Origin of the sequence: Aeromonas sp. 82P, from assembly GCF_051919365.1 — a bacterium.
In the GTDB taxonomy this organism is placed as follows: Bacteria; Pseudomonadota; Gammaproteobacteria; order Enterobacterales; family Aeromonadaceae; genus Aeromonas; species Aeromonas veronii.
The window spans coordinates 2,642,646-2,665,238 of the sequence record NZ_JBQBEV010000001.1; the positions used below are offsets into that span (position 1 = coordinate 2,642,646).

A 22,593-nucleotide genomic window follows, 5' to 3' on the forward strand; every position below is an offset into this window, starting at 1 on the left:
TCCACCCTAACCGGGCTATGTGACACAAGGCACTGAACTGGATTAAGTTTTAATTACAGGGAACTTACTCCTGATTTTTGAGTCCTTCCAACTCTTCCCAGCGAGCAAATGCCTGCTCCAGCGCTGCTTCAGCGGCATTGAGCGCATCGAGTTTCGGCTGGGTTTGCTCGGCTGACAGGGAGAAGAACCCGGGCTGGTTGATCTCGCTTTGCAGCGCATCCAGCTCGGCTTCCAGCTGCTCCAAGCGGGCAGGCAACCCTTCCAGCTCAAGCTGCAGCTTGTAGGAGAGCTTCTTGCTCTTCTTCGGCGTTTCGGGCGCGACAGCAACGACCGGCTCGGGCGCCTTGACAGCTGCACTCTTGGCCTGTTGCTGAATGCTCTGCTGTTCACGCGTCGCCATCATATCGGCATAGCCGCCGACGTAATCGCTGATGCGACCATCCCCTTCAAACAGCCAGCAACCGGTCACGGTGTTGTCGATAAAGCGACGATCGTGACTGACCAGCAGCAGGGTGCCGGGGTAGTCGGCGAGCAGCTCTTCCAGCAACTCCAGGGTTTCCACATCCAGATCGTTGGTCGGTTCATCGAGGATCAGCAAGTTGCTGGGCTTGAGGAACAGTTTGGCCAGCAGCAGCCGGTTCTTCTCGCCACCGGAGAGCGCCTTGACCGGCGTTCTGGCCCGCTTGGGCTCGAACAGGAAGTCCTGCAGGTAACCGAGGATATGACGGGAGCGGCCACGCACCATCACCTCCTGCTTGCCCTCCCCCACGTTGTCCACCACGGTCTGCTCGGGATCGAGCTGCTCGCGGTACTGGTCGAAGTAGGCCACCTCCAGATTGGTGCCCCCCTTGACTGTGCCACGGGTCGGCTCAAGCTGACCCAGCAACAGCTTGATCAGGGTCGATTTGCCGCAGCCATTGGGGCCGACCAGCGCAATCTTGTCGCCGCGCAGCACTTGCAGATCCAGCCCCTTGAACAGGGTGCGATCGCCAAAGTCCAGCCCCAGCCCTTCGGTCTCGAACACCAGCTTGCCGGAGCGATTGACTTCATCCAGTTGCAACTTGGCCTTGCCCTGCAGCTCGCGGCGCTGGGAGCGCTCCATCCGCATCGCCTCAAGGGCACGCACCCGACCTTCGTTACGGGTACGGCGAGCCTTGATGCCCTGACGCACCCACACCTCTTCCTGGGCCAGCTTGCGGTCGAACTCGGCATTTTTCAGCTCTTCGACCCGCAGCCACTCCTCTTTCCCTTGCAGGTACTCGTCGTAGTTGCCCGGCCAGGAGGTGATGGCGCCGCGATCGAGATCGATGATCCGGGTCGCCAGCTTGTGGATGAACTCCCGATCGTGAGAGATAAAGACGATGGCGCCGCGAAAATCTTTGAGGAAATCTTCCAGCCAGTTGATGGCTTCGATATCCAGGTGGTTGGTCGGTTCATCGAGCAGCAGCAAGTCGGGATCGCAGGCCAGCGCACGAGCCAGCGCCACTTTGCGCAGCCAGCCGCCGGAGAGGCTGTCGAGGGTCACATCGGGATCCAGCCCCAGCAGGGTCAACACCTGACTGATGCGGGTCTCGAACTGCCAGCCGTTCTGATAATCGAGCTGCTCTTGCAACTCGCTCATCTTGCGAATGTTGGCATCTGACGGATCATGCGCCAGCTCCATGGAGATGTGGTGGTACTGTTTGAGCAACTCACCCACCCCCGCCAGCCCTTCGGCGGCATAGTCAAATACCGTCAGCTCGCTGGAGGCCGGAGGATCCTGCTCAAGGCGGGTTACTTTCAAATCTTGTTGCAGCACCAGACGCCCGTCGTCCAGCGGCAGTTCACTGGCGATGACCTTCATCAGGGTGGACTTGCCCGCCCCGTTGCGGCCAACCAGACAGAGGCGCTCGCCCCGCTCGATGGTCAGTTCGGCATTGTCGAGCAGCGGGAAATCACTGAACGACAGACAGGCGCCGTGCAATGTTAAAAGAGCCATATTTGTTCCTTATTTCATATGAAAAAAACGGGCAGCAGACTGGGTCTGCCCCCGTTTTATCGTCAAATCACGCTCACCCCTGACGGGTGGCCCAGCCCTTGAGCTCGGCCAACGTGAAGGGCCAGCCGAGCTCGCGGCCCGCCTCGTCACGCAGTACCGGAATGCGCACCCGATAGGCAGCAAGCCACTGCTCATCATCCATGATGTCGCACTGGCGGGTGGTGGCGGCAAGACCGGCCTCCTCCACCAGCGCCCAGGCCTGCTCACAGAGGTGGCAACCGTCGGTATGAAACAGGGTCAGCATCACGCCTCGCCTTGCTCCGGCGCATGGGTGATGATCCAGCAGTTGTGGATGTGCTGGTTGCGCTCGAAATCCTTCGGTCGCGTCTTCTGGGTGATGTTCTGGGCCTTGAGACCGATAGCCTCGAGACCGGCCAGATCCATCTTGAAGTGACGCTTGTTGTTGGAGAAGACCAGGGTGCCATCGGCCGCAAGCAGGCGCTTCAGGTGCTGCATCAACAGCAGGTGATCACGCTGTACGTCGAAGCTCTCGTCCATCCGCTTGGAGTTGGAGAAGGTGGGCGGATCGATGAAGATGAGGTCGTACTGATCATCGGCTTCAGACAACCACTTCAGGCAGTCAGCCTGGACAAACTTGTGCTGACGGCCCACCAGCGAGTTGAGACGCATGTTGTCCTGCGCCCAGTTCAGGTAGGTGTGAGACATGTCGACCGTGGTGGTCTCGCTGGCACCGCCAAGACCTGCGTGCACGGTGGCACTGCCGGTGTAGGCAAACAGGTTCAGGAAGCGCTTGCCCTTGGCCATCTGACCCAGCATGCGGCGAGTCTGACGGTGATCGAGGAACAGGCCGGTATCCAGATAGTCGTAGAGGTTGACCCACAGCCGGGCACCGTACTCCTGCACTTCCATCCGGTGTTGCTCTTCGGAGAGCTTCTGATACTGCTGTTTGCCTTCCTGGCGCTCGCGCACCTTCAGGATCACCTTCTCGCCGTCCATGCCGGTCACCTTGATGGCGGCCTGAACCATATCGAGCAGACGCTGGCGGGTCTTCTGGGCGGGAATGTCCTTGGGCGCGGCATACTCCTGCACCACCAGATAGTCCTGATAGCGGTCGATGGCGGCGTTGTATTCCGGCAAGTCGGCATCATAGAGGCGATAGCAATCGATGCCCTCTTTGTTGGCCCACTTCTCGAGGGTTTTCAGATTCTTGCGCAGACGGTTGGCAAAGTCCTGAGCGACCTCTTTTTGTGAGGCCACGGAGTCCAGCGCGATTTGATAATTGCGCAGCTGACACTCGAGGGCGCCGTTGAACAGGCGATATTGCTTGTCGGCACGCAGGCGCAGACAGCTGAGAAGTTCGGGGGATGCGGAAAGAATGGAGACTTTCCAACCCTGGAAGCTGCGACGCAAGGCATCGCCGAGGGCCTGGTGCACTTCCAGCAGCGCCGGGAACTCGCCAAGACGCTCGCCATAAGGCGGGTTGGAGATAAGCATACCGACTTGGCGAGCCTCCCCTTGACCTTCTTCCCCTTCAACAGGGGCAGGCATCGGCAGCGGGTTTTCCAGCTTGCTGACATCGGCCTGTTTGAAGGTGATGAGGTGTGCGACACCGGCCGCTTTGGCGTTGTCGCGAGCTTTGAGCAGCACGCGCTGGTCGGCATCACAGCCAAACAGCTTCACTTCGCAACGTTGCATGCCGCGTTTGGCGCGCACTTGCGCTTCCATCATCAAGCTCTGCCACAGTTCGCTATCATGCTGCAGCCAGCGATCGAAACCGAAGCGCTCGCGGCGCAGCGCCGGCGCCATGTCGGCGGCGATAAAGGCCGCTTCAATCAGCAAGGTACCGGAACCGCACATGGGGTCCATCATAGGCTCACCGGCCCAGCCGCTACGGGCAATCATGGCGCAGGCCAGGTTCTCTTTGAGCGGAGCTTCACCTGTGCCCTGACGATAGAAACGCTGGTGCAGCGCCGGGCCTGACAAGTCCAGCGTGATATTGGCCTTGCCTTTGCCCAGGTGCGCCATGATGCGAATATCCGGCGACTTTTTGTCCACGTCCGGACGCACGTGACCGCGCTTGGTGAAGCGGTCGACGATGGCATCCTTGATTTTCAGCGCGCCATATTGGGTATTGCGAATGGCAGGGTTGGTACCGGTAAAGTCCACCGCGATGGTAGAGGTACCGGAAAAGTGCTCTTCCCAGGGAATGGTGTGGGCGCCCAGATAAAGATCCAGATCGTCGTTCATCTGGAATTCGGAGAGCACCAGCACGATGCGGGAGGCAAAACGGCTCCACAGGCAGGCCTTGTAGCCAATCGCCAGTTCGCCTTTGAAGTGGACGCCAGCCACGGTCTCACGGACCTGCTCTGCGCCAAGATTGGTCAGCTCATCGGCCAACAGGTTTTCCAGCCCCTTGGGGCAGGTTGCAAAAAATTCTTTCATCACGCTCACGGGGAACCCATAAAAATAGTGCCGCATTATACCTCATCAGGCGGGCTGGAGCATGCAAAAGTCGGCGCAAACAGCAGGATGGAAACAGATTGATAGGAGGCGATAAAGGTAAAAGACCCCATGATCACCTGATGGCGAGATCATGGGGCCAAACATCATTTAGCGGATCACTTCATACGAGCCTTGAAACGGGGATTGCTTTTGCAAATCACGAACAATTTTCCCCGACGACGCACCAACTGACAATCGGGATGGCGCGCCCGTGCGGATTTGAGTGAACAGACGACCTGCATTCAGGACTCCTTCTTGCTTGAAAATGCGCCAAAGCGCTTGTTGAAACGGGCCACACTCCCCTCACTCGATACCTGCTTCTGCTTGCCGGTATAGAACGAGTGCGACTGGCTGGAAACATCGAGCGACACATAGGGATACTCCTTCCCGTCTTGCCACGTATAGCGGCGATCGCTCTTGATGGTTGAACCGACCAGGAAAAAGGCATCTGCTGCCGTGTCATGGAACAGCACCAAACGATAATCCGGGTGAATATGAGGCTTCATGGCAACTCCATTTTGTTATGTTATAACAAAATGTAAGTGAGAATAGCTCTCGTTTCAAGCATAAAATGTCGTATGAAGAAAATCGCTTCAGTGAGTGATGTGTTGATGCTGAGGTGAAGGCACTACACAAGCAGAACGAAACAAGAATGAGACACCATGCTTGCAGAACGGAAGACCAAGATACTGCGTGGGTTAGAACACAAGGTGCAAGTGACTGTAACAAGCCTCAAGAGAGGCTGGATCACAACCATGAAGATCAATGAGAATGGGCAAGATGTTCGCGGATCAATGAAGTATCAGAAACGAGGCACTATGGAGGTGACAACAGTAAAAACAGGCAGCGGTGTAATCACAGAGATAAAAAGATTGATGAAAATATATCAACTGACCTGACGATATTGCTCGGTCACGGTAATACGCGGCTTCATCCGGTTATTCATCACCTTGATCACCCCGAAACGCGGCAAGGTTTTATTGGTGGTCAATACCAGATCGGCAGTGAGGTTCAAACAGACGCTAGCCTGATCCCCTGCCTCAATGACCATAAATTCGCCGTTGCCATGAGGTGTATTCATCAGGACCAGATCACCGTTTTGCGGGATCACTTGCGGATGCTGTTCACTAAAAAACCAGCTTTGCGGCATCAGAGGTTTATAAAAGCGACTGACCGCGATGGCATTAAGCACCAACTGAACCTGATGGGGAATACTCCACTCAAGTTCGGCTGCTTTATCCATCAACTGATAATAGAGGGCGGCATCATCGACACAAAAAGGTTGAGTCGCAAACGAGCTAGGCACCAATTGTCGCCCTTTATACTCGGTCGCAAATAACATGTTATCAGACAGGTCCAACATCAGACGGTCACTCTGGGCATCATAGTGCCATTGCCAGCTATCGGTCGGTTGGATAAACATGTTGGAGCCCTTACTTGATAATTACCAGTTGACTTTATTCCATATGCAGGAAATCAGCAACGTCAAATAAAGGGCTCCGCCATCTATTTCTTAAATATTGGTCACAATCTCTTTGACCAACCCCGGCCCTTTATAAATAAAGCCACTATAAATTTGTACCAGACTGGCACCGGCAGCCAATTTTTCACGGGCGGCCATGGCACTATCAATACCACCCACACCGATAATTGGCAGAGCACCATTGAGCGCCTTGGCCAGATGACGGATCACCTCTGTACTCTTGTGCTGCAGCGGACGACCACTCAGGCCACCCGCTTCACCGGCGTGGGGCATGTCATAAATCATCTCGCGCTCGAGGGTGGTATTGGTGGCGATAACCCCATCAATACCATTACGCACAAGCGACGCGGCCACCTGATCTATTTCTTCAAGGCTTAAATCCGGGGCAATTTTAACCGCCAGCGGCACATACTTTTTATATTGGGCGGCCAGCTCTTGCTGACGCACCTTGAGAGCGGCCAGCAATTCATCCAGCGCCTCGCCATATTGCAGTGAACGCAAACCCGGGGTGTTGGGGGAAGAGATATTGACGGCAATATAACCGGCATGATCATAAACCTTGTCCATGCAGATCAGGTAATCATCCTTGCCCTGTTCGATGGGAGTATCTTTGTTCTTGCCGATATTGATGCCGATGACCCCCTGATATTTGGCCTCTTTTACCTTGGCCACCAGATGATCCACCCCCTTGTTGTTGAATCCCATCCGGTTGATGATCCCCTCTGCCGGAATAACCCGGAACAGGCGCGGCTTGTCATTGCCGCTCTGGGGTCTGGGGGTGACGGTACCGACCTCGATAAAGCCAAATCCCATGGCGCCCAGCGCATCAATGCACTCACCATCTTTATCCAGACCTGCCGCCAATCCCACCGGATTGGCAAAAGAAAGCCCCATGACAGTGACGGGGCGTTTCGGCAAATTCTGGCGGAAGAAACAATCGAGTGGCGTACCGAGAAGGCGGGGCAAATATTTCATGGAGAGATCGTGAGCCTGTTCCGGATTGAGTTTGAACAGGAAATGCCTGGCGATGGGGTACAACATCTTTGCTCCTTAAAGAAAGCCCCGGCAACTGGCCGGGGCTTTGGGTGTAATGTCGGTGTCATGCCTTAATCTGGCAATTAAAGTGCCCGACAATTCAACTGGAGCAGGTTCAACTCTCGCAAGGCCACCGAGAACTTGGCGAACTCGTGAGTGCTGGTGGTCTTGAAGTCGGCCAACATATGGGTCCAACGGGACAAGAGTTGCTCATGCTCCGAAATCCAGTCGGCCAGTATGGTAGCGCATTCTCCCTGATCTTTGCACCCTTCCAACACCACAGAAGTGAGACTGCGTTGCTGCCAGTCAAGATCTTCGCGGAAGGAGGCTCGCGCCATCGCCTGCCAGTGGTTGCCGACCGGCTGATGGTTGATCTGGTCGAGGAACCAGTGCAGATCCAGTTTGGCTCCGAGGCGATAGTAGACATTGGCGGCGCGCAGGATATCGGTCTTGTGCTCCGCGGCAATCTGCGCCAGATCCAGGCTGGAGAAGAGGCTGCTCATATGGGCGACCTGACGGGCAATGGCTTCAGGCACCTGTTTCTCCATCCACTTGGCAACAGCCTGACGATGCTCGGCCACTTCGCTCTCATCCATCACCTCGTAAAGGTGCTTCCCTAAGGTCTCGAACGCTGGACGGAAGAAGGCGATGTTCTCGCTGATGCTCCAGCTGCGATTGCGGGCGCGCAGGAACCAGCGGGTGGCACGGCGTACAATGCGGCGGCTGTAGAACATCAGCTCGAGCTGAGTCTGGGCATCCACCAGGTTGTCGCACCCTTCGATATCGCGCCACAGCTGGTTCATGCCAAACACTTCGCGGGCCATGGCAAAGCAGCAGGCCACTTCGGCGACCGAGGCACCGGTTTCGTCCTTCATCCGGCTGGCGAAGTTGAGCCCCATGTCGTTAACCAGCATGTTGGCCACCCGGGTAGCGATGATCTCGCCGCGTAGCGGGTGATCGGCCAGCTGGGTACCAAACTGCTGCTGCACCTTGGCTGGGAAGCTGGTGACCAGCATGTTGGCGAGGAAGGGCTCGTCGGTCACTTCCGGGCAGTTGAGCTGCTCTTTCAGCACCATCTTGCCGTAAGCCACCAGCACCGCCAGTTCGGGGCGGGTCAGTCCCTGCCCTGCCGCCATCCGTTCGGAGAGCTCCTCGTCAGAGGGGAGGAACTCCAGCGCACGATCGAGCTTGCCTTCCCGCTCCAGTCCCTGAATAAAGCGCTGCTGCTCTTTGAGTTGTTCAGAGCCGCGGAAGCTGGTGACCGAGATGGACTGAGACTGGCGATAGGCGTTGGTGATCACGATCTGCGCTACATCGTCGGTCATCTCGTAGAGCATCTGGTTACGTTGCTTGAGGGTCAGATCACCTGCCGCCACCAATTGGTTCAGCAGGATCTTGATGTTCACCTCATTGTCGGAGCAATCCACCCCCCCCACGTTGTCGGTAAAATCGGTATTGATGCGACCGCCCTGACTGGCGTACTCCACCCGACCAAGCTGGGTAAAGCCCAGGTTGCCCCCTTCACCCACGATACGTGCCCGCAAATCGCGACCATTGACCCGCAATGCGTCATTGCTGCGATCGCCCACTTCCCCATCGCTCTCGCGAGCGCTCTTCACATAGGTGCCGATGCCGCCGTTCCACAGCAGGTCGACATTGAGGCAAAGCAGTGCCTTGATCAGCTCGTTCGGCGCCATGCTGGCCTTGTCGGTGCCGAGCAGGGTCTGCATCTCGGGGCTCAGCTTGATGGACTTGGCCGAGCGCAGGAAGATGCCGCCCCCTTGTGATATCAGCTCGCGGTTGTAGTCATCCCAGCTGGAGCCCGGCAGATCGAACAGGCGCTGGCGCTCGACAAAACTCTTGGCCGCATCCGGAGTGGGGTCAACGAAGATGTGCATGTGGTTGAACGCGCCCACCAGCCGGGTGTGCTCGGAGAGCAGCATGCCGTTGCCGAACACGTCGCCGGCCATGTCCCCAATCCCCACGCAAGTGAAGTCGGTGGTCTGGCAGTTGACGCCAATTTCACGGAAGTGGCGCTTGACCGACTCCCAGGCACCGCGGGCGGTGATGCCCATCTTCTTGTGGTCGTAACCGACCGAGCCGCCGGAAGCGAATGCATCGCCGAGCCAGTGGCCGTATTCGAGGCTGATCTCGTTGGCAATATCTGAGAAGGTGGCAGTCCCCTTGTCGGCAGCAACCACCAGGTAGTAGTCATCCTCATCGTGGCGTACCACGGATTTGGGCGGGATCACCTCGCCGCCGATGATGTTGTCGGTCACATCGAGCAGGCCACGAATAAACAGGCGATAACAGGCCTTACCCTCCTCCTGGATGACGGCACGGGGCGCCCCCACCGGCATCTGTTTGCAGTAGAAACCGCCCTTGGCCCCCACCGGCACAATGACGGTGTTCTTCACCTGCTGGGCTTTCACCAGACCCAGCACTTCGGTGCGGAAGTCCTCTTTGCGATCGGACCAGCGCAGACCGCCACGAGCTACTTTGCCCCAGCGCAGATGTACCCCTTCCACTCGCGGCGAGTAGACGAAGATCTCGAATTTCGGCAGCGGCAGCGGCATGTCGGTGATACTGGAGGGGGCCAGTTTGAAGGAGATGTAGGGCTTGATGTTGCCCGCCTTGTCCAGCTGGTAGTAGTTGGTGCGCAAGGTAGCGTCGATCATCTCCACATAGCGGCGAATGATGCGATCGTCGTCCAGGTTGGCTACCTGATCCAGCTTGGTGGCAAGCTCCTCATGCAACTTGGCTTCTGCCTTGGCATGCTGCTTGCCAGCCGGGTCGAGGCGCTGCTCAAACAGGGTAAACAGCAGTTGGGCGATATCGGGATAACGGGTCAGAGTCTCTTCGATATAGGACTGGCTGAAGGAGACGCCAGTCTGGCGCATGTATTTGGCGTAAGCGCGCAGCACAGAGACCTGACGGCCAGTGAGACCCGCCCCCAATACCAGCCGGTTGAAGCCGTCATCTTCCAGCTGCTTGTTCCAGATAGCGGCAAACGCCTGCTGGAAGCGCTGCTGGCTCTGGGCCAGATCAAAGGGCTGCTCGCCATGCAGCAACATGGAGAAGTCGAGGATCCAGAACAGATCGCCCCCCGGAGTGCGAACCTGATACGGGGTCTCGCCGATCACCCGCAGTCCCATGTTCTCCAGCATCGGCAACACATCGGAGAGGTGAATGGGTTCGGTGCGATGGAACAGCTTGAGCCGTACCCGACGATCGTTCTCCTCCTCCTGCGCGCGGTAGAACAGCATACCCAGCGGCTCGGCTTCGCTCAGGTTATCGAGCGCCATGATGTCGGCCACGGCAGAGCCAGGCAGCACATCTTCCTTGTAAGCACGGGGGAAGGCGGTACTGAAACGGCGGCGCAGCTCGTTGCCACGGGCCTCGCCATAATGGGAGAGCAGCACGGAGTCGAGTCTGTCGTCCCAGCTGCGAGCCGCTTCAATCAGGTTGTTCTGTACTTCGTTCACATCCACATCCACGTTGTTGTTGTTGACCCGCACTATGTAGTGGGTCCGCGCCAGCACGCCTTCGGTGAAGTAGACGTTGAATTCCACCTCTTCGTTGCTGCCGAAATACTTCTGCAAAATTTGCTGGGTTTTGATCCGCAGCGCCGTGTTGTAGCGCTCCTTGGTGACATAGACCATGCAGGAGAAGAAACGACCATAGACATCCCGGCGCACGAACAGCCGCAGCATGTCCCGCTCCTGCATCTCCAGCACCCCAAGACCGGTGGCCAGCAGCTCCTCTTCACGGGCCTGGATCAGTTCGTCACGGGGATAGGTTTCCAACACGTTGAGCAGCGCCTTGTAGGCGTGGGAGCCCTTCTCGTGACCGGAGGCGGCCATGATGCGCTCGAGACGATGGCTGATGAGCGGGATCTGGGTCGCGCTGGTGTTGTAGATGGAAGAGGCGTAGAGGCCGATGAAGCGATCTTCCCCGATCACCTTGCCATGCTCGTCAAAGCGCTTGATGCCGATGTAATCCACATAAGCCGGACGGTGCACCCGGGACTTGCTGTTGGATTTGGTGAGGATCAGCAGGTCAGAACTCAGAGCGGCATGACGAGCGCTGGCCGGCATGTTGCCAAGGCGCTGACCTTGGTCCTTGATGGAGTTCTTCATCAATCCCAGGCTGGACTCGGGCTGTGGCAGGATCTCGTGATCACCCTCCACCGCCTTGACATCGTAACGGCGATAGCCCATCAGGGTGAAGTTGTGGGTAGCCACCCATTTGAGGAAGGCGACGCAGGAGGCCACCTCCTCGTTACTCACGGGCTGCTTGCGCTTGGGCAGCTCGTCGATGATCTCATTGAGCCTGGCCAGCATCGGCTGCCAATCACCGACTGCCAGCGCCACTTCACCGGCCACCGAGTTGAGCTCGGCAGCCAGCGCGACCATCTGCTCCTCGCTGGTGAGGTGATCGATCTCGATAAGGAAGGCGGTTTCAACCGAGGTCTGTCCGTCGGTGTTGTCGAGCTCCAGAATGGCGTCAATCTTGCCATCCGCACCGCGAATGAGGTGCAGCGGTTGGTGCAGCATCATGTGGGCAGTGATATTGAGTCGCTTGAGCGCCATCCGGATGGAGTCCACCAGGAAGGGCGAGTCCTGCAGGATCACCTCGACGATGGTGTGGGGCGATTGCCAGCCGTGACGGGTCAGCTCGGGATTATAGACCCGGATGTAGGGGTCGGTGCCGGTGCGCTGATTGAGAGCATTCCACAGGCTCAGGGCCGCGCCATAGAGATCGCTGTCATTGCGATCGTGCAGATCGGAGCTCGCCATGTTGCCGTAAAACTTGGCAACGAAGCGCTCGACCAGAGAGGCGCTGTTTGTGGGTAACTTCTGATGGATCAGGCTGAGAACGTTTTCAAGCAGAACTGAGGTAGGGGCGTCTTTCAATGCCATTTTTATATTCCTTATCGGACGACATTAACCACCGACGCAGAGGCAACCACCCTGGTTACCCGCTGGTGCAGAGTTGTTGCGAAGTGTAATGGCTTGGCTAAGGGAAGGCGAGGAAAGGTGCTAATGAGATGTTAAAAACAAGGTGCAGATCACGGCTTAAACTGTGAGAAATTTTGCAAATAACCAAAAATACAGAAATTCCCACTACCTTTGTGCCAGTTTACCGGATAGATAGTGACACAAAGCAGATAAACAGTCGGTAATCTGTTCGATTTTTGTTAATTTATGCGTTCGAGGCTGATAAAGCGGTAATCGTCCTGGGTTTTGAGCCGAAAATAGCCATGCACACCATTGATGGCGACAAAGGGGCGTATTTTTTCTATGCCAAGTTCCAGGGTTAATCCCTGTTCGCTGCGCACCACCAGCCGTCTGGCATGGCCCTGATACATCAGCATCACCTCATCGCTATTCAATGAGAGCCGAAAAGTAAATTGCTTCACGCTTGCTCCTGATCACACGGCACATCAATGTGGGGCAGGAGCGTTAACGCCCCTGCCCCGTCGGCACTTACTGCTGCAGCGCCTTGCTTACCTTCTCGAACAGATCCCGTGCCAGCCCCTCAAGGTTGGCAAGACGGGTCAGCTCGGCGCGGATCAGGGCCTTGCGTGTTTCATCCAGTCGCTTGAACTGGATAAGCGGAGTGATGAGGCGAGAGGCCACCTGCGGATTGACCTCGTTGAGCTCGATCAGCAGATCGGTCAGGAAGCGGTAACCGCTGCCATCCACCGCATGGAACTGCACCTGATTGCTCATGGCGAAGCTGCCGATCAGCGCCCGCAGCCGGTTCGGATTGCGAATGCTGAAAGTGGGGTGATTCATCGCCTGTTTCACTTCGCTAAGCACATCGGCAGCCGGTTTGCTGCCAATCAGCCGCAGCCAGTTGTCCAGCACCAGTCCATCCTTGGCCCACTTGCCTTCAAAATCGGCCAGCAGCGCAGCGCGGCATGGCAACAGATAGCCGTTGGCCACCTGCAGCGCCGCCAGGGTGTCGGTCATGTTGTCGGCAGTTGCATACTGCTCGCGCACCAGCGCATCAGCATGCTCCGCATCCAGCGCAGCCAGATAGCCGAGCACCACCCCTTTGAGGGCCCGTTTGGCCATGTCGGCATGCACCACCTGATAACCATTCAGACGCAGACTCTGATAGGTTGCCGCCAAACGCGCGCCAAAGGCCTCGGCAAGACGGGTGTGGATCGCGTCGCGCACCTGATGGATGGCATCAATATCGGCCACCTCGAACAGCTCGGCCAGGGTCGCTTCACCGGGCAGCGCCAGGAGCTCCGCCTTGAGGGCCAAATCGAGATCGCTGTCGTCCAGAATGGCGACGAAGGCGGCCAGCAGGGTTTGGGAGAGCTCAACCCCCTGCCCATGCTGGACCCGCGCCACCCCGTCGATGACCGCTTTGTTGATCAGCATCTGGGCCGCATCCCAGCGGGCAAACTCGTTGCGGGCAAAGCGCATCAGGAAGGCGAGCGCTTCGTCGCTGTAGTCATAGTGCAGCTTGACCGGCGCGGAGAAGTCCCGCAGCAGAGAAGGAACCGGTTTGACCGGCACTTGATCGAATTCGAAGGTCTGCTCCGCTTCCAGCACATCGAGCACGTTGCCGATGGCCTTGCCCTGATACTGCAGCGCAATGACGGCACCCTGCTCGTCATATAGCTCGATATCGAGAGGGATATGCAGCGGCAGCTTTTGCGGCTGATCCTGAGTCGGCGGGGTGTGCTGGCTCACATGTAGACGGTAAACACCGCTGGCGGCATCGTACTCGTCGGTAACGGTCAGCTCGGGGGTGCCGGACTGGCTATACCAGCGGCGGAAACGGCCAAGATCGACACCGGAAGCATCCTCCATCGCCTGCACGAAATCATCACAAGTAGCGGCCGAGCCGTCGTGACGCTCGAAGTAGAGACGCATACCAGCCTGGAAAGCATCTTCACCCAGCAGGGTGTGCATCATGCGGATCACTTCCGACCCCTTCTCGTAGACGGTCAGGGTGTAGAAGTTGTTCATCTCGATCACCACATCCGGGCGGATCGGGTGCGCCATGGGGCCGGCATCTTCCGCAAACTGCGGGCCGCGGACGGTACGCACGTTGTTAATGCGATTGACACCACGGGAGCCCAGATCAGAGGAGAACTCCTGATCCCGGAACACTGTCAGCCCCTCTTTCAGGCTGAGCTGGAACCAGTCACGACAGGTGACACGGTTGCCGGTCCAGTTGTGGAAATATTCGTGACCGATCACCCGTTCGATACCGTGGTAGTCGCTGTCGGTAGCGGTGGCCGGATTGGCCAGCACGAATTTGGAGTTGAAGATATTGAGCCCCTTGTTCTCCATGGCGCCCATGTTGAAGAAGTCCACCGCGACGATCATGTAAATGTCGAGATCATACTCAAGGCCGAAACGCTGCTCGTCCCAGCGCATGGAGTTGATGAGGCTCTCCATGGCAAAACCGGCGCGATCGAGGTTACCCTTGTCGACGAAGATCTCGAGGGCCACTTTGCGGCCGCTCTTGGTGGTGTAGTGGCTGCGCTCCACATCGAAATCACCGGCCACCAGCGCAAACAGGTAGCTCGGTTTGGGGAAAGGATCCTGCCACTGCACGAAGTGACGGCCGCCATCGAGATCACCGCTATCGACCTTGTTGCCATTGGAGAGCAGGAAGGGGAACTGGGCTTTGTCGGCAGTAATGCGGGTGCTGTAACGCGCCAGAATGTCGGGGCGGTCCAGATAATAGGTAATGCGGCGAAAACCCTCCGCCTCACACTGGGTGCAGTAGGCATCGCCAGACTTGTAAAGCCCTTCCAGCGCGGTGTTGGCGGCCGGATCCAGCAGGGTGACAATGGTCAGCACACATTCGGCCGGCAGGTTGAACAGGGTCAGACTGCTCTCGCCTTGCTCGTAGTGGTCACAGGGAATGCCATCAATGGCAACGCTCTTGAGGGTCAGCTGCTCACCATCGAGGACGAGCGGCGCATTGTGCTCGCCGTTGCGACGAATGCGGGTGATGGCGGTGACCTGGGTCAGCGGCTCCTGCAGTTGGAAATCGAGGTCGATGGTGTCGATCCAGTAGAGCGGCGCCTGATAATCCTGGCGATATTTGGCCGTCATGGCCTGGGAGTGATCGGTCATTATTGTCTGCTTCCACGCTTGTTAAAGGCGAGAAAGAGGCTGTCACAACCAACTGGCGGGGTCAAACAATTTGCATTACGTCAGATATGCCAGACAAAAAGAAAGGGCGACCGAAGTCGCCCTTGTGCATTGGAGGTCGCTTTGTCAGCTGCGTTTGCTGACCTTGGCCAGATCCGCCGTGATATTGGCCGCTTCGATGAGATACTCATCGGGCGCTTCAAAATCAGCGGGCAGTTCATCCAGACTCTTCACCGCCGGCTTGCCAAGACGTGCCAGACGCTCGTTGGTACGTTTGAGCGCTTTCTCATCCTGTTTCGCCTGCTCTGCAACACGCTCCGCCTCGTTGAGGGAGACCGACTTCTTGTCTTTCTCCTCCTTGTAGTCGGCGATGTCCTGCATCACATAGGCAAACTCGGGATCCTTGGCGATCCGGGCATCGTGCGCAGCCTGCAACTTGGGCAGCACGCTGGCGAAGTTGCCGAGTTTCTCGTAGTTGGCGGAGGCAATCTTGTCCCACGGCAACGCATTGAACTCACGGCTTTCGCCCGTCTCTTCCGGTGCAACCGGTGTCGGGAAGCTGATATCCGGCGCAACGCCCTTGTTCTGGGTGCTGCCACCGTCGATCCGGTAGAACTTGGCGATGGTGTACTGCACGTGACCGAGCGGCTGCTCGTAGAAGTCATAGACCTTGGCCAGGCTGCGATGCTGCTGCACCGTCCCCTTGCCAAACGAGTTTTCACCCAGAATCAACGCACGGCCATAATCCTGCATGGCCGCAGCGAAGATCTCGGAGGCCGAGGCACTGTAGCGGTCGATCATCACCGACATGGGGCCGCCGTAGTAGACGTTGCCATCGTCATCGCCATTGACCGTGATACGGCCCATGTGATCACGAATTTGCACCACGGGACCGCTGGCAAAGAAGAGACCGCTCAGGGCGGAAGCTTCGGTCAGGGCGCCACCGCCGTTACCGCGCAGATCGATGATCAGACCATCGATCTTCTTCTTGTTCAGGCTGGAGAGCTCCTTGATCACGTCATCGTGCAGATTGACGTAGAAACTCGGGATCTCGATGACCCCAATCTTCTTGCCTTCGGCGTTAATCACCTTGGACTTGGCAGCCCGGTCTTCAAGGCGCACCTTGTCGCGGGTCAGCTCGATCTGCTCGGTCTTGGCGGTTGCGCCCTTGCCGCGCTGGATCTCCAGCTTGACCTTGCTCCCTTTGGGCCCCTTGATGAGCTCGACCACGTCATCAAGACGCCAGCCGATTACATCGACAATCTTGCCATCTTCCTGCCCCACCCCGGTGATCTTGTCATCGGGTTTGAGGTGGTTGGATTTGGCAGCAGGGCCACCGGGCACCAGAGAACGGATGACGGTAAAGTCATCTTCCGCCTGCAACACGGCACCAATCCCCTCCAGCGAGAGGTTCATCTCGGTGTTGAAACGATCGGCACTGCGCGGTGAGAGGTAACTGGTGTGCGGTTCGATGGCGCGAGCGAAGGAGTTCATGAAGAGCTGGAAGACATCTTCGCTCTCGGTCTGGGACATCCGCTTGATGGCGTTGTTGTAACGCTTGCCAAGCAGCTCCTTGATCTCGGGCCACTCCTTGCCGCTGAGCTTGAGGCTCAGAGCATCGAACTTGACCCGCTGACGCCACAGCTCGTTGAGCTCTGCTTCATCTTTGGGCCAAGCCGCCCCTTCCCGATCAAACACATAGTTGTCGGTCTGGGTAAAATCGAAAGGAGTATCAAGCAGTTTGAGGGCGTATTCGAACCGCTCATAACGCCGCTGCTGACTCAGGTTGAACATCTCGTAGGCGGGAGCCAGACGGCCTCTTTCGAGGTCGGTGTCAAAACCGTTACGGTACTTTTCAAAACGGCTGATATCAGAGGCCAAAAACAGGTTGCGGCTGTAGTCCAGATTCTCCAGATATTTATCGAAAATCACGGAGGAAAAGGCATCGTCCAGCTTGAACTGTTTGTAGTGCGAGCGGGTAAACAGATTGGTAATTCGCTTGCTGGCCGTAGCATGTTGGCTCTCTTGAGCCAACACAGGCAAATCACTCTCCTTGAGCACCGGCTCGATGGCCTGTGCAAGCCCGGCAAGCGCCAGGCTACAGGCAACGAGGGAAAAACGAATTACGCCATGCTTCAACATTTGTCTCCTTAGAGAACCAAGTGCTCTGATTTGACCCGCACCATCATGCCGGTCTGCAGTTGGACCTGTACATCGTCCTTGGTTACTTCCTTGATGGTTGCCGGAACCGGGAATTTACCCATAACGACGCGCACATCCTGGCCCACTTTCAGCGTAGCGGCATCCACTTTAACCAGCGGAGCGTCAGCGACCGGTGCCTTGGCGGCAGCTTTCGGCTTGGCAGCTACATCAGCTTTCTCGGTTTTGCGCACAGCAGGACGACGGGGCTTCTTGGCCTTCTCATCCTTCTCTTTGGTATTGGTACGACGGCTGGCGAATACGCGCTCTTTGCTCTCTTTCAGAGCTTGCTTGGCGTGCTCGATGTGCTCTTCGGTCAGCAGTTCGCCCGGGTTGCCATCCAGATCAACGCGAGCCTGGCCAGCTTTAAGACCGTGCAGGTAGCGCCAGCTGGAGGTGTATTGACGCAGTGCGGAACGCAGCATGGTCTTGGAGACTCTGGCATCGTCAGCAAGACGCTCGGCCAAATCCTGGAAGATGCCAATCTTGAGCGGCTTGGCCTCTCCTTCAGCAACGAAGCAGGCCGGGAATTTCTCGACCAGGTAGGCAACGATCTCTTTACTGTTCTTCAGCTTCTCAGTGTTTTCCATGTATAACCTTGGCTTTCATATAAACGCACGGGCACGTCCCGAGCACAACAAAGGCCCCATTATAGAGAGCTTGGGGCCTTTTGCGAACCATCTAGCAATGACTTAGAGCATGCTTTCCAAAATTTGCACCGTTTCTTCGAGGCCAATCCGGTCTTGCTGGTCGAAACGGTTAAAAATCGGACTGTCGATATCGAGTACCCCGATGATCTCGCCACCACGGCGCACCGGGATCACGATTTCCGAGTTGCTCGCACCATCGCAAGCGATGTGACCGTCGAACTGGTGGACATCGTCAATGAGCTGGGTTCTCCCCTCTGCCACTGCCGTACCACACACCCCGCGGCCGACCGGGATCCGCACGCAGGCCGGTTTGCCCTGAAATGGCCCCAATACCAGGGTCTCGCCCTGCAAGAGATAAAAACCGACCCAGTTGATCTCCTCCAGCTCCTGATTCAGCAGCGCGGAGAGGTTGGCCAGATTGGCAATCAGATCGGTTTCCCCCTCCAGCAGCGCCTTGGTCTGCTGGTTGAGGGTGCGATAAAACGGTTGTTTTTCAATCATGATTAAATGAACTTCACTCCCTGATGGTTTGGGGAAGGTAACGCCTGGCCGGGAAATTTCAAATATTTTTTCCACTCCCCACCTCTTGCGCCGTTATTCCCGGGCAACGGAAAGCGCCAATTGCTGGCGTTGACCATTACTCCACTCAATATTTAACAACCAGATCATGACGGGTGACGTACAGCTCCCCACCTGGGTTACCCCCTGCCACTGTCCATCTATTTGTTCAAAGCTCACCGGAATGGTGCCCATAAACATATCTTTGCCTTCGAGTGTCGCTTTCACCGGTTTGATGGCCGGATCGCCGCCGCTAATAGCGATGGCGAAGTCATGTTCAGCGCGCAGCGGTAATTCCTTGATGGCGACCGTCAGCGGCTTGTCACCAATCAGCGCGCTGCAAGGGGTGTGGGAAAGATCACAAATCTGATCTTTTTTCTGGTCAGCAGAGACGCTGTTATCGGCCGAAAACCAGGTGCGATAGGCCATCAGCGCCAATAACAGCGCCAATACCAGTACGAGGTGCAAAACTTTACGTGCGGTAAGTCTCTCTTTCATCAAAAACAGCCCGATTAAGATGCAATTAAAATAGTTTTTTGTGATCTCGAACAAGGTAAAAAACTGCCATAACGAGACCGGACGGAGCCAAATATATCACTGTTTATACTGTTATTTTACCTGTCAGTTCAGTATCATTCCCATGCAGTTTTCATTTAGCCATCTTTTGCTTTTCCTTTCGTTAACAGATGTTAACAACTGGTCGGCGGTGGCTGATGAAGCCAGTCCGGTTCTCCGGATACAAAACCAAACAACAGCAGCATCGGAAGCGGAATATAACGATGAGCCATACAACTAACCATCCTGAGTACAACTACACCGTTGTTCGCCAGTTTACCGTCATGACGATTGTCTGGGGAATTGTCGGCATGTCGGTTGGCGTACTGATCGCAGCCCAGTTGATCTGGCCTGCCCTCAACTTCGAGACCCCGTGGCTGACTTACAGTCGTCTGCGGCCCCTCCATACCAACGCAGTGATCTTCGCCTTCGGCGTCAGTGCACTGATGGCCACCTCGTTTTACGTGGTGCAGCGCACCTGTCAAACCAGACTGTTTGGTGGCCCGCTGGCAACCTTCGTCTTCTGGGGCTGGCAAGCAATCATTCTCTCTGCCGCCATCTCTCTGCCGCTGGGTTACACCTCTGCCAAAGAGTATGCCGAGCTGGAGTGGCCGATTGATATCGCCATCACTGTGGTATGGGTCGCCTATGCCATCGTCTTCTTCGGCACCTTGGTGAAGCGCACCACCTCCCACATCTATGTGGCGAACTGGTTCTTCGGCGCCTTCATCATCACCGTTGCGGTGCTGCACATCGTCAACAACATGGAAGTGCCGCTCTCCGGCATGAAGTCCTACTCCATGTACTCCGGCGCCATGGACGCCATGGTGCAGTGGTGGTATGGCCACAACGCGGTAGGCTTCCTGCTGACCGCTGGCTTCCTGGGGATGATGTACTACTTCGTGCCCAAGCAGGCCGGTCGCCCGGTTTACTCCTATCGCCTCTCCATCGTCCACTTCTGGGCGCTGATCTCCCTCTATATCTGGGCCGGTCCGCACCACCTGCACTACACCGCACTGCCTGACTGGGCTCAGTCACTGGGCATGGTGATGTCCCTGATCCTGTTCGTCCCCTCATGGGGCGGTATGATCAACGGCATCATGACCCTCTCCGGTGCCTGGCACAAACTGCGTTATGACCCCATCCTGCGCTTCCTGATCGTCTCCCTCTCTTTCTACGGCATGTCGACCTTCGAAGGCCCGATGATGGCGATCAAAACCGTCAACGCCCTCTCCCACTACACCGACTGGACCGTCGGTCACGTGCACTCCGGTGCGCTGGGCTGGGTTGCCATGGTCTCCATCGGTGCTGTCTATCACCTGATCCCGAACTTGTTCGGCCAGGGCCGGATGTACAGCGTCAAGCTGATCAACGTTCACTTCTGGCTGGCTACCGTGGGCACCGTGCTCTACATCGTTGCCATGTGGATTTCCGGCGTGATGCAGGGCCTGATGTGGCGTGCAGTCAACGAAGACGGCACCCTGACCTACAGCTTCGTTGAAGCGTTGCAGGCATCCTATCCCTTCTATTTCGTGCGCTTCCTGGGTGGCTGCTTCTTCGTCACCGGCATGTTGCTGATGGCTTACAACGCCTATCGCACCATCACTGCGCCCAAAGGTTCTCTGGAACCTGTCGCCCAGCCAGCATGATTGAAGAGGTCAACCCATGAGCAACAATAACCGTCACGAAATATTTGAAAAAAGCGTTCCCATGCTGGTGGTCGGCATCATCTTCGCCATCAGTCTGGGGGGCCTGGTTGAAATCACTCCGCTGTTCTTCCAGAAGCAGACCACCGAGCCGGTGGAGGGTCTCAAACCCTACACCGCTCTGCAGATGGAAGGACGCGACATCTTCATTCGCGAAGGCTGCACCAACTGCCACAGCCAGATGATCCGTCCGTTCCGTGCCGAAACCGAGCGTTACGGTCACTACTCGGTCGCTGGCGAGAGCGTCTGGGAGCACCCCTTCCTGTGGGGCTCCAAGCGTACTGGTCCGGATCTGGCCCGTGTTGGTGGCCGCTACTCCGACGAGTGGCACAAGGTTCACCTGATCAACCCGCGCGATGTGGTACCGGAATCCAACATGCCCGCCTACCCCTGGCTTGATACCAATGTGCTGACCGGTGAGATGACGGCCAAGAAGCTGGCGCTGTTCCGCGATCACTTCGGTGTGCCCTATACCGACGCCGATATTCAGGGTGCAGGCGAAGCCGTCAAGGGCAAAACCGAGCTGGATGCGCTGGTGGCCTATCTGCAATCACTGGGTCATGCCCTGAAATAAGGAGGCGAAGATGGACTACGGTACATTTCGCGGTCTGTATACCCTGCTGTTGATGGCCATCATGATTGGCATCATCGTCTGGGCATACAGCAAACGCCGCAAGACCTCTTTCGACGAGGCTGCCAATCTGGTTTTTGCCGATGATGAGCAACCCGGTGCTGATAAAAAGAACGCAGGAGCGAAACAATAATGAGCACTCTGTTTAGCATTTTTGTGACTGTCATCAGTCTGGGAACCATCCTCGGCTGCTTCTTGCTGCTGATGTGGTGCCGCAAGGACAAGATGGGTGTTGAAGAAGGCAAATCGATGGGTCACTCCTTCGATGGCATCGAGGAGATCAACAACCCGCTGCCGAAGTGGTGGACTTACATGTTCCTCTTCTTCATCGTCACCGGTCTGGTCTATCTGATCGCCTTCCCGGGGCTTGGCAACTTCAAAGGCCTGCTGGGCTGGCAAAGTTCCAACCAGGACGTGCGCTCGCTGGCCGAGTCCAAGGCTGCAACCGCATCGGCAAAGGCTGAAGGTCGCGCGGTGGAGTATGACCGCGAGGTCGCCAAGGCTGACGAGATCTACGGCGCCAAGTTCCGTGAACTCACCTACGAAGCGGATGGCAAAACCTATCGTGCCATTACCGAGATCGCCAAGGATCCGGAAGCCCTGAAAGTGGGTCAGCGTCTGTTCCTGCAGAACTGCTCCCAGTGCCACGGCTCCGATGCCCGTGGTGGCCGCGGTTTCCCGAACCTGACCGACAGCGAATGGCAATGGGGCGGCCAGCCTGATCAAATCAAGACCACCATCATGGGCGGTCGTCAGGGGATCATGGCTGCCTGGGGTGAAATCCTCGGCAAAGATGGCGTTCAGGAAGTGGCCTCCTATGTGCTGAGCCTCTCCGGTCGCAAGGTCGACCTGGTGGAAGCGAAGAAAGGTGAAGCACGCTTCGCCATCTGCGCTGCCTGCCACGGGGCCGATGCCAAGGGCGGTGTTGCCGTCGGCGCGCCAGATCTGACCAACAACACCTGGCTCTACGGTGGCTCCCGCGAAGTGGTAGTGCAAACCATCACCCACGGTCGTCACGGCGTGATGCCAGCCTGGAAAGATATTCTGGGTGAGGACAAGGTTCACCTGCTGGCCTCCTACGTTTACAGCCTGTCTCATCAACAGTCTGCCAAATAAGGTTCGCCCGTAACGTTGTAACATGTG

At 57.0% G+C, this 22,593-nt stretch carries 19 protein-coding genes; 5 read left to right on the forward strand and 14 right to left on the reverse strand.

All coding sequences use genetic code 11. The features are described from left to right. Positions 1-64: 64 nt before the first annotated feature. From uup to ACTG2S_RS12035, 5 genes are all read right to left on the reverse strand, one after another. Positions 65-1,978 (reverse strand): ATP-binding cassette ATPase Uup, encoded by a 1,914-nt coding sequence (gene uup / locus ACTG2S_RS12015; protein ID WP_274161721.1) that lies wholly within the window; start codon positions 1,976-1,978, stop codon positions 65-67. Between the two features lie 73 nt (positions 1,979-2,051). Then, positions 2,052-2,282, reverse strand: coding sequence for a glutaredoxin family protein (locus tag ACTG2S_RS12020; RefSeq protein ID WP_213391408.1), 231 nt, complete (start codon positions 2,280-2,282; stop codon positions 2,052-2,054). After that, entirely contained in the window at positions 2,282-4,477 is a 2,196-nt protein-coding gene (gene rlmKL / locus ACTG2S_RS12025) for a bifunctional 23S rRNA (guanine(2069)-N(7))-methyltransferase RlmK/23S rRNA (guanine(2445)-N(2))-methyltransferase RlmL (RefSeq protein ID WP_274161720.1), read from the reverse strand. Before rlmKL ends, ACTG2S_RS12020 begins: the two co-directional genes overlap by 1 nt. Positions 4,478-4,617: 140 nt before the next feature. After that, the gene (gene ykgO, locus ACTG2S_RS12030) at positions 4,618-4,743 is read right to left on the reverse strand and encodes a type B 50S ribosomal protein L36 (protein ID WP_005336596.1); all 126 of its coding nucleotides are present in this window, start codon (positions 4,741-4,743) and stop codon (positions 4,618-4,620) included. Continuing rightward, positions 4,744-5,007, reverse strand: a complete 264-nt coding sequence (locus ACTG2S_RS12035; protein ID WP_005336598.1) for a type B 50S ribosomal protein L31 — start codon at positions 5,005-5,007, stop codon at positions 4,744-4,746. A 156-nt stretch (positions 5,008-5,163) separates the two neighbouring features. Here ACTG2S_RS12035 and ACTG2S_RS12040 point away from each other — a divergent pair, with 156 nt between their 5' ends. Then, complete coding sequence (locus tag ACTG2S_RS12040; RefSeq protein WP_274161719.1) at positions 5,164-5,400, forward strand: hypothetical protein; 237 nt, start codon at positions 5,164-5,166, stop codon at positions 5,398-5,400. On the opposite strand, the gene ACTG2S_RS12045 is transcribed toward ACTG2S_RS12040, so the two are convergent. From ACTG2S_RS12045 to ACTG2S_RS12085, 9 genes are all read right to left on the reverse strand, one after another. Continuing rightward, the gene (locus tag ACTG2S_RS12045) at positions 5,388-5,924 is read right to left on the reverse strand and encodes a cell division protein ZapC (protein ID WP_274161718.1); all 537 of its coding nucleotides are present in this window, start codon (positions 5,922-5,924) and stop codon (positions 5,388-5,390) included. The genes ACTG2S_RS12040 and ACTG2S_RS12045 overlap by 13 nt on opposite strands. A gap of 90 nt (positions 5,925-6,014) precedes the next feature. Further along, positions 6,015-7,025 (reverse strand): quinone-dependent dihydroorotate dehydrogenase, encoded by a 1,011-nt coding sequence (pyrD, locus tag ACTG2S_RS12050; protein ID WP_005336601.1) that lies wholly within the window; start codon positions 7,023-7,025, stop codon positions 6,015-6,017. 77 nt (positions 7,026-7,102) lie between these two features. Beyond that, positions 7,103-11,941 (reverse strand): NAD-glutamate dehydrogenase, encoded by a 4,839-nt coding sequence (locus ACTG2S_RS12055; RefSeq protein ID WP_274161717.1) that lies wholly within the window; start codon positions 11,939-11,941, stop codon positions 7,103-7,105. Positions 11,942-12,219: 278 nt separating this feature from the next. Continuing rightward, positions 12,220-12,441 (reverse strand): DUF2835 family protein, encoded by a 222-nt coding sequence (locus ACTG2S_RS12060; RefSeq protein ID WP_005351919.1) that lies wholly within the window; start codon positions 12,439-12,441, stop codon positions 12,220-12,222. Between the two features lie 67 nt (positions 12,442-12,508). Continuing rightward, positions 12,509-15,133, reverse strand: coding sequence for an aminopeptidase N (pepN, locus tag ACTG2S_RS12065; protein WP_439982564.1), 2,625 nt, complete (start codon positions 15,131-15,133; stop codon positions 12,509-12,511). Between the two features lie 144 nt (positions 15,134-15,277). Then, entirely contained in the window at positions 15,278-17,293 is a 2,016-nt protein-coding gene (prc, locus tag ACTG2S_RS12070) for a carboxy terminal-processing peptidase (RefSeq protein ID WP_005351922.1), read from the reverse strand. Positions 17,294-17,301: 8 nt separating this feature from the next. Next, positions 17,302-17,940, reverse strand: coding sequence for an RNA chaperone ProQ (proQ, locus tag ACTG2S_RS12075; RefSeq protein WP_005351923.1), 639 nt, complete (start codon positions 17,938-17,940; stop codon positions 17,302-17,304). Between the two features lie 102 nt (positions 17,941-18,042). Beyond that, on the reverse strand, positions 18,043-18,501 hold the full coding sequence (locus tag ACTG2S_RS12080) for a GAF domain-containing protein (protein ID WP_258720515.1): 459 nt from the start codon (positions 18,499-18,501) through the stop codon (positions 18,043-18,045). A 93-nt stretch (positions 18,502-18,594) separates the two neighbouring features. Continuing rightward, positions 18,595-19,056, reverse strand: coding sequence for a hypothetical protein (locus ACTG2S_RS12085; protein ID WP_103252245.1), 462 nt, complete (start codon positions 19,054-19,056; stop codon positions 18,595-18,597). Between the two features lie 281 nt (positions 19,057-19,337). Between ACTG2S_RS12085 and ccoN the strand changes: the two genes are divergently transcribed. The 4 genes from ccoN to ccoP are packed head-to-tail and all read left to right on the forward strand — an operon-like array spanning position 19,338 to position 22,566. Then, the gene (gene ccoN / locus ACTG2S_RS12090) at positions 19,338-20,762 is read left to right on the forward strand and encodes a cytochrome-c oxidase, cbb3-type subunit I (protein WP_439982565.1); all 1,425 of its coding nucleotides are present in this window, start codon (positions 19,338-19,340) and stop codon (positions 20,760-20,762) included. Positions 20,763-20,778: 16 nt separating this feature from the next. Next, on the forward strand, positions 20,779-21,393 hold the full coding sequence (ccoO, locus tag ACTG2S_RS12095; protein WP_005336618.1) for a cytochrome-c oxidase, cbb3-type subunit II: 615 nt from the start codon (positions 20,779-20,781) through the stop codon (positions 21,391-21,393). A 10-nt stretch (positions 21,394-21,403) separates the two neighbouring features. After that, positions 21,404-21,583 carry a CcoQ/FixQ family Cbb3-type cytochrome c oxidase assembly chaperone gene (locus ACTG2S_RS12100; protein WP_005336620.1) on the forward strand — a complete coding sequence of 60 codons (180 nt, stop codon included), beginning with the start codon at positions 21,404-21,406 and terminating at the stop codon, positions 21,581-21,583. Further along, complete coding sequence (gene ccoP, locus ACTG2S_RS12105; RefSeq protein WP_236322104.1) at positions 21,583-22,566, forward strand: cytochrome-c oxidase, cbb3-type subunit III; 984 nt, start codon at positions 21,583-21,585, stop codon at positions 22,564-22,566. The genes ACTG2S_RS12100 and ccoP overlap by 1 nt, the downstream gene beginning before the upstream one ends. The last annotated feature ends 27 nt before the right edge of the window (positions 22,567-22,593 follow it).

Coding starts and splice junctions, on each gene's coding strand:
- ccoP (WP_236322104.1), top strand. CDS start 21,583: ATGAGCACTCTGTTTAGCATTTTTGTGACTGTCATCAGTCTGGGAACC.
- ACTG2S_RS12085 (WP_103252245.1), bottom strand. CDS start 19,056: ATGAAAGAGAGACTTACCGCACGTAAAGTTTTGCACCTCGTACTGGTA.
- ACTG2S_RS12055 (WP_274161717.1), bottom strand. CDS start 11,941: ATGGCATTGAAAGACGCCCCTACCTCAGTTCTGCTTGAAAACGTTCTC.
- ACTG2S_RS12040 (WP_274161719.1), top strand. CDS start 5,164: ATGCTTGCAGAACGGAAGACCAAGATACTGCGTGGGTTAGAACACAAG.
- ccoO (WP_005336618.1), top strand. CDS start 20,779: ATGAGCAACAATAACCGTCACGAAATATTTGAAAAAAGCGTTCCCATG.
- rlmKL (WP_274161720.1), bottom strand. CDS start 4,477: ATGCGGCACTATTTTTATGGGTTCCCCGTGAGCGTGATGAAAGAATTT.
- proQ (WP_005351923.1), bottom strand. CDS start 17,940: ATGGAAAACACTGAGAAGCTGAAGAACAGTAAAGAGATCGTTGCCTAC.
- uup (WP_274161721.1), bottom strand. CDS start 1,978: ATGGCTCTTTTAACATTGCACGGCGCCTGTCTGTCGTTCAGTGATTTC.
- prc (WP_005351922.1), bottom strand. CDS start 17,293: ATGTTGAAGCATGGCGTAATTCGTTTTTCCCTCGTTGCCTGTAGCCTG.
- ccoN (WP_439982565.1), top strand. CDS start 19,338: ATGAGCCATACAACTAACCATCCTGAGTACAACTACACCGTTGTTCGC.
- ACTG2S_RS12100 (WP_005336620.1), top strand. CDS start 21,404: ATGGACTACGGTACATTTCGCGGTCTGTATACCCTGCTGTTGATGGCC.
- pepN (WP_439982564.1), bottom strand. CDS start 15,133: ATGACCGATCACTCCCAGGCCATGACGGCCAAATATCGCCAGGATTAT.
- ykgO (WP_005336596.1), bottom strand. CDS start 4,743: ATGCAGGTCGTCTGTTCACTCAAATCCGCACGGGCGCGCCATCCCGAT.
- pyrD (WP_005336601.1), bottom strand. CDS start 7,025: ATGTTGTACCCCATCGCCAGGCATTTCCTGTTCAAACTCAATCCGGAA.
- ACTG2S_RS12045 (WP_274161718.1), bottom strand. CDS start 5,924: ATGTTTATCCAACCGACCGATAGCTGGCAATGGCACTATGATGCCCAG.
- ACTG2S_RS12020 (WP_213391408.1), bottom strand. CDS start 2,282: ATGCTGACCCTGTTTCATACCGACGGTTGCCACCTCTGTGAGCAGGCC.
- ACTG2S_RS12035 (WP_005336598.1), bottom strand. CDS start 5,007: ATGAAGCCTCATATTCACCCGGATTATCGTTTGGTGCTGTTCCATGAC.
- ACTG2S_RS12080 (WP_258720515.1), bottom strand. CDS start 18,501: ATGATTGAAAAACAACCGTTTTATCGCACCCTCAACCAGCAGACCAAG.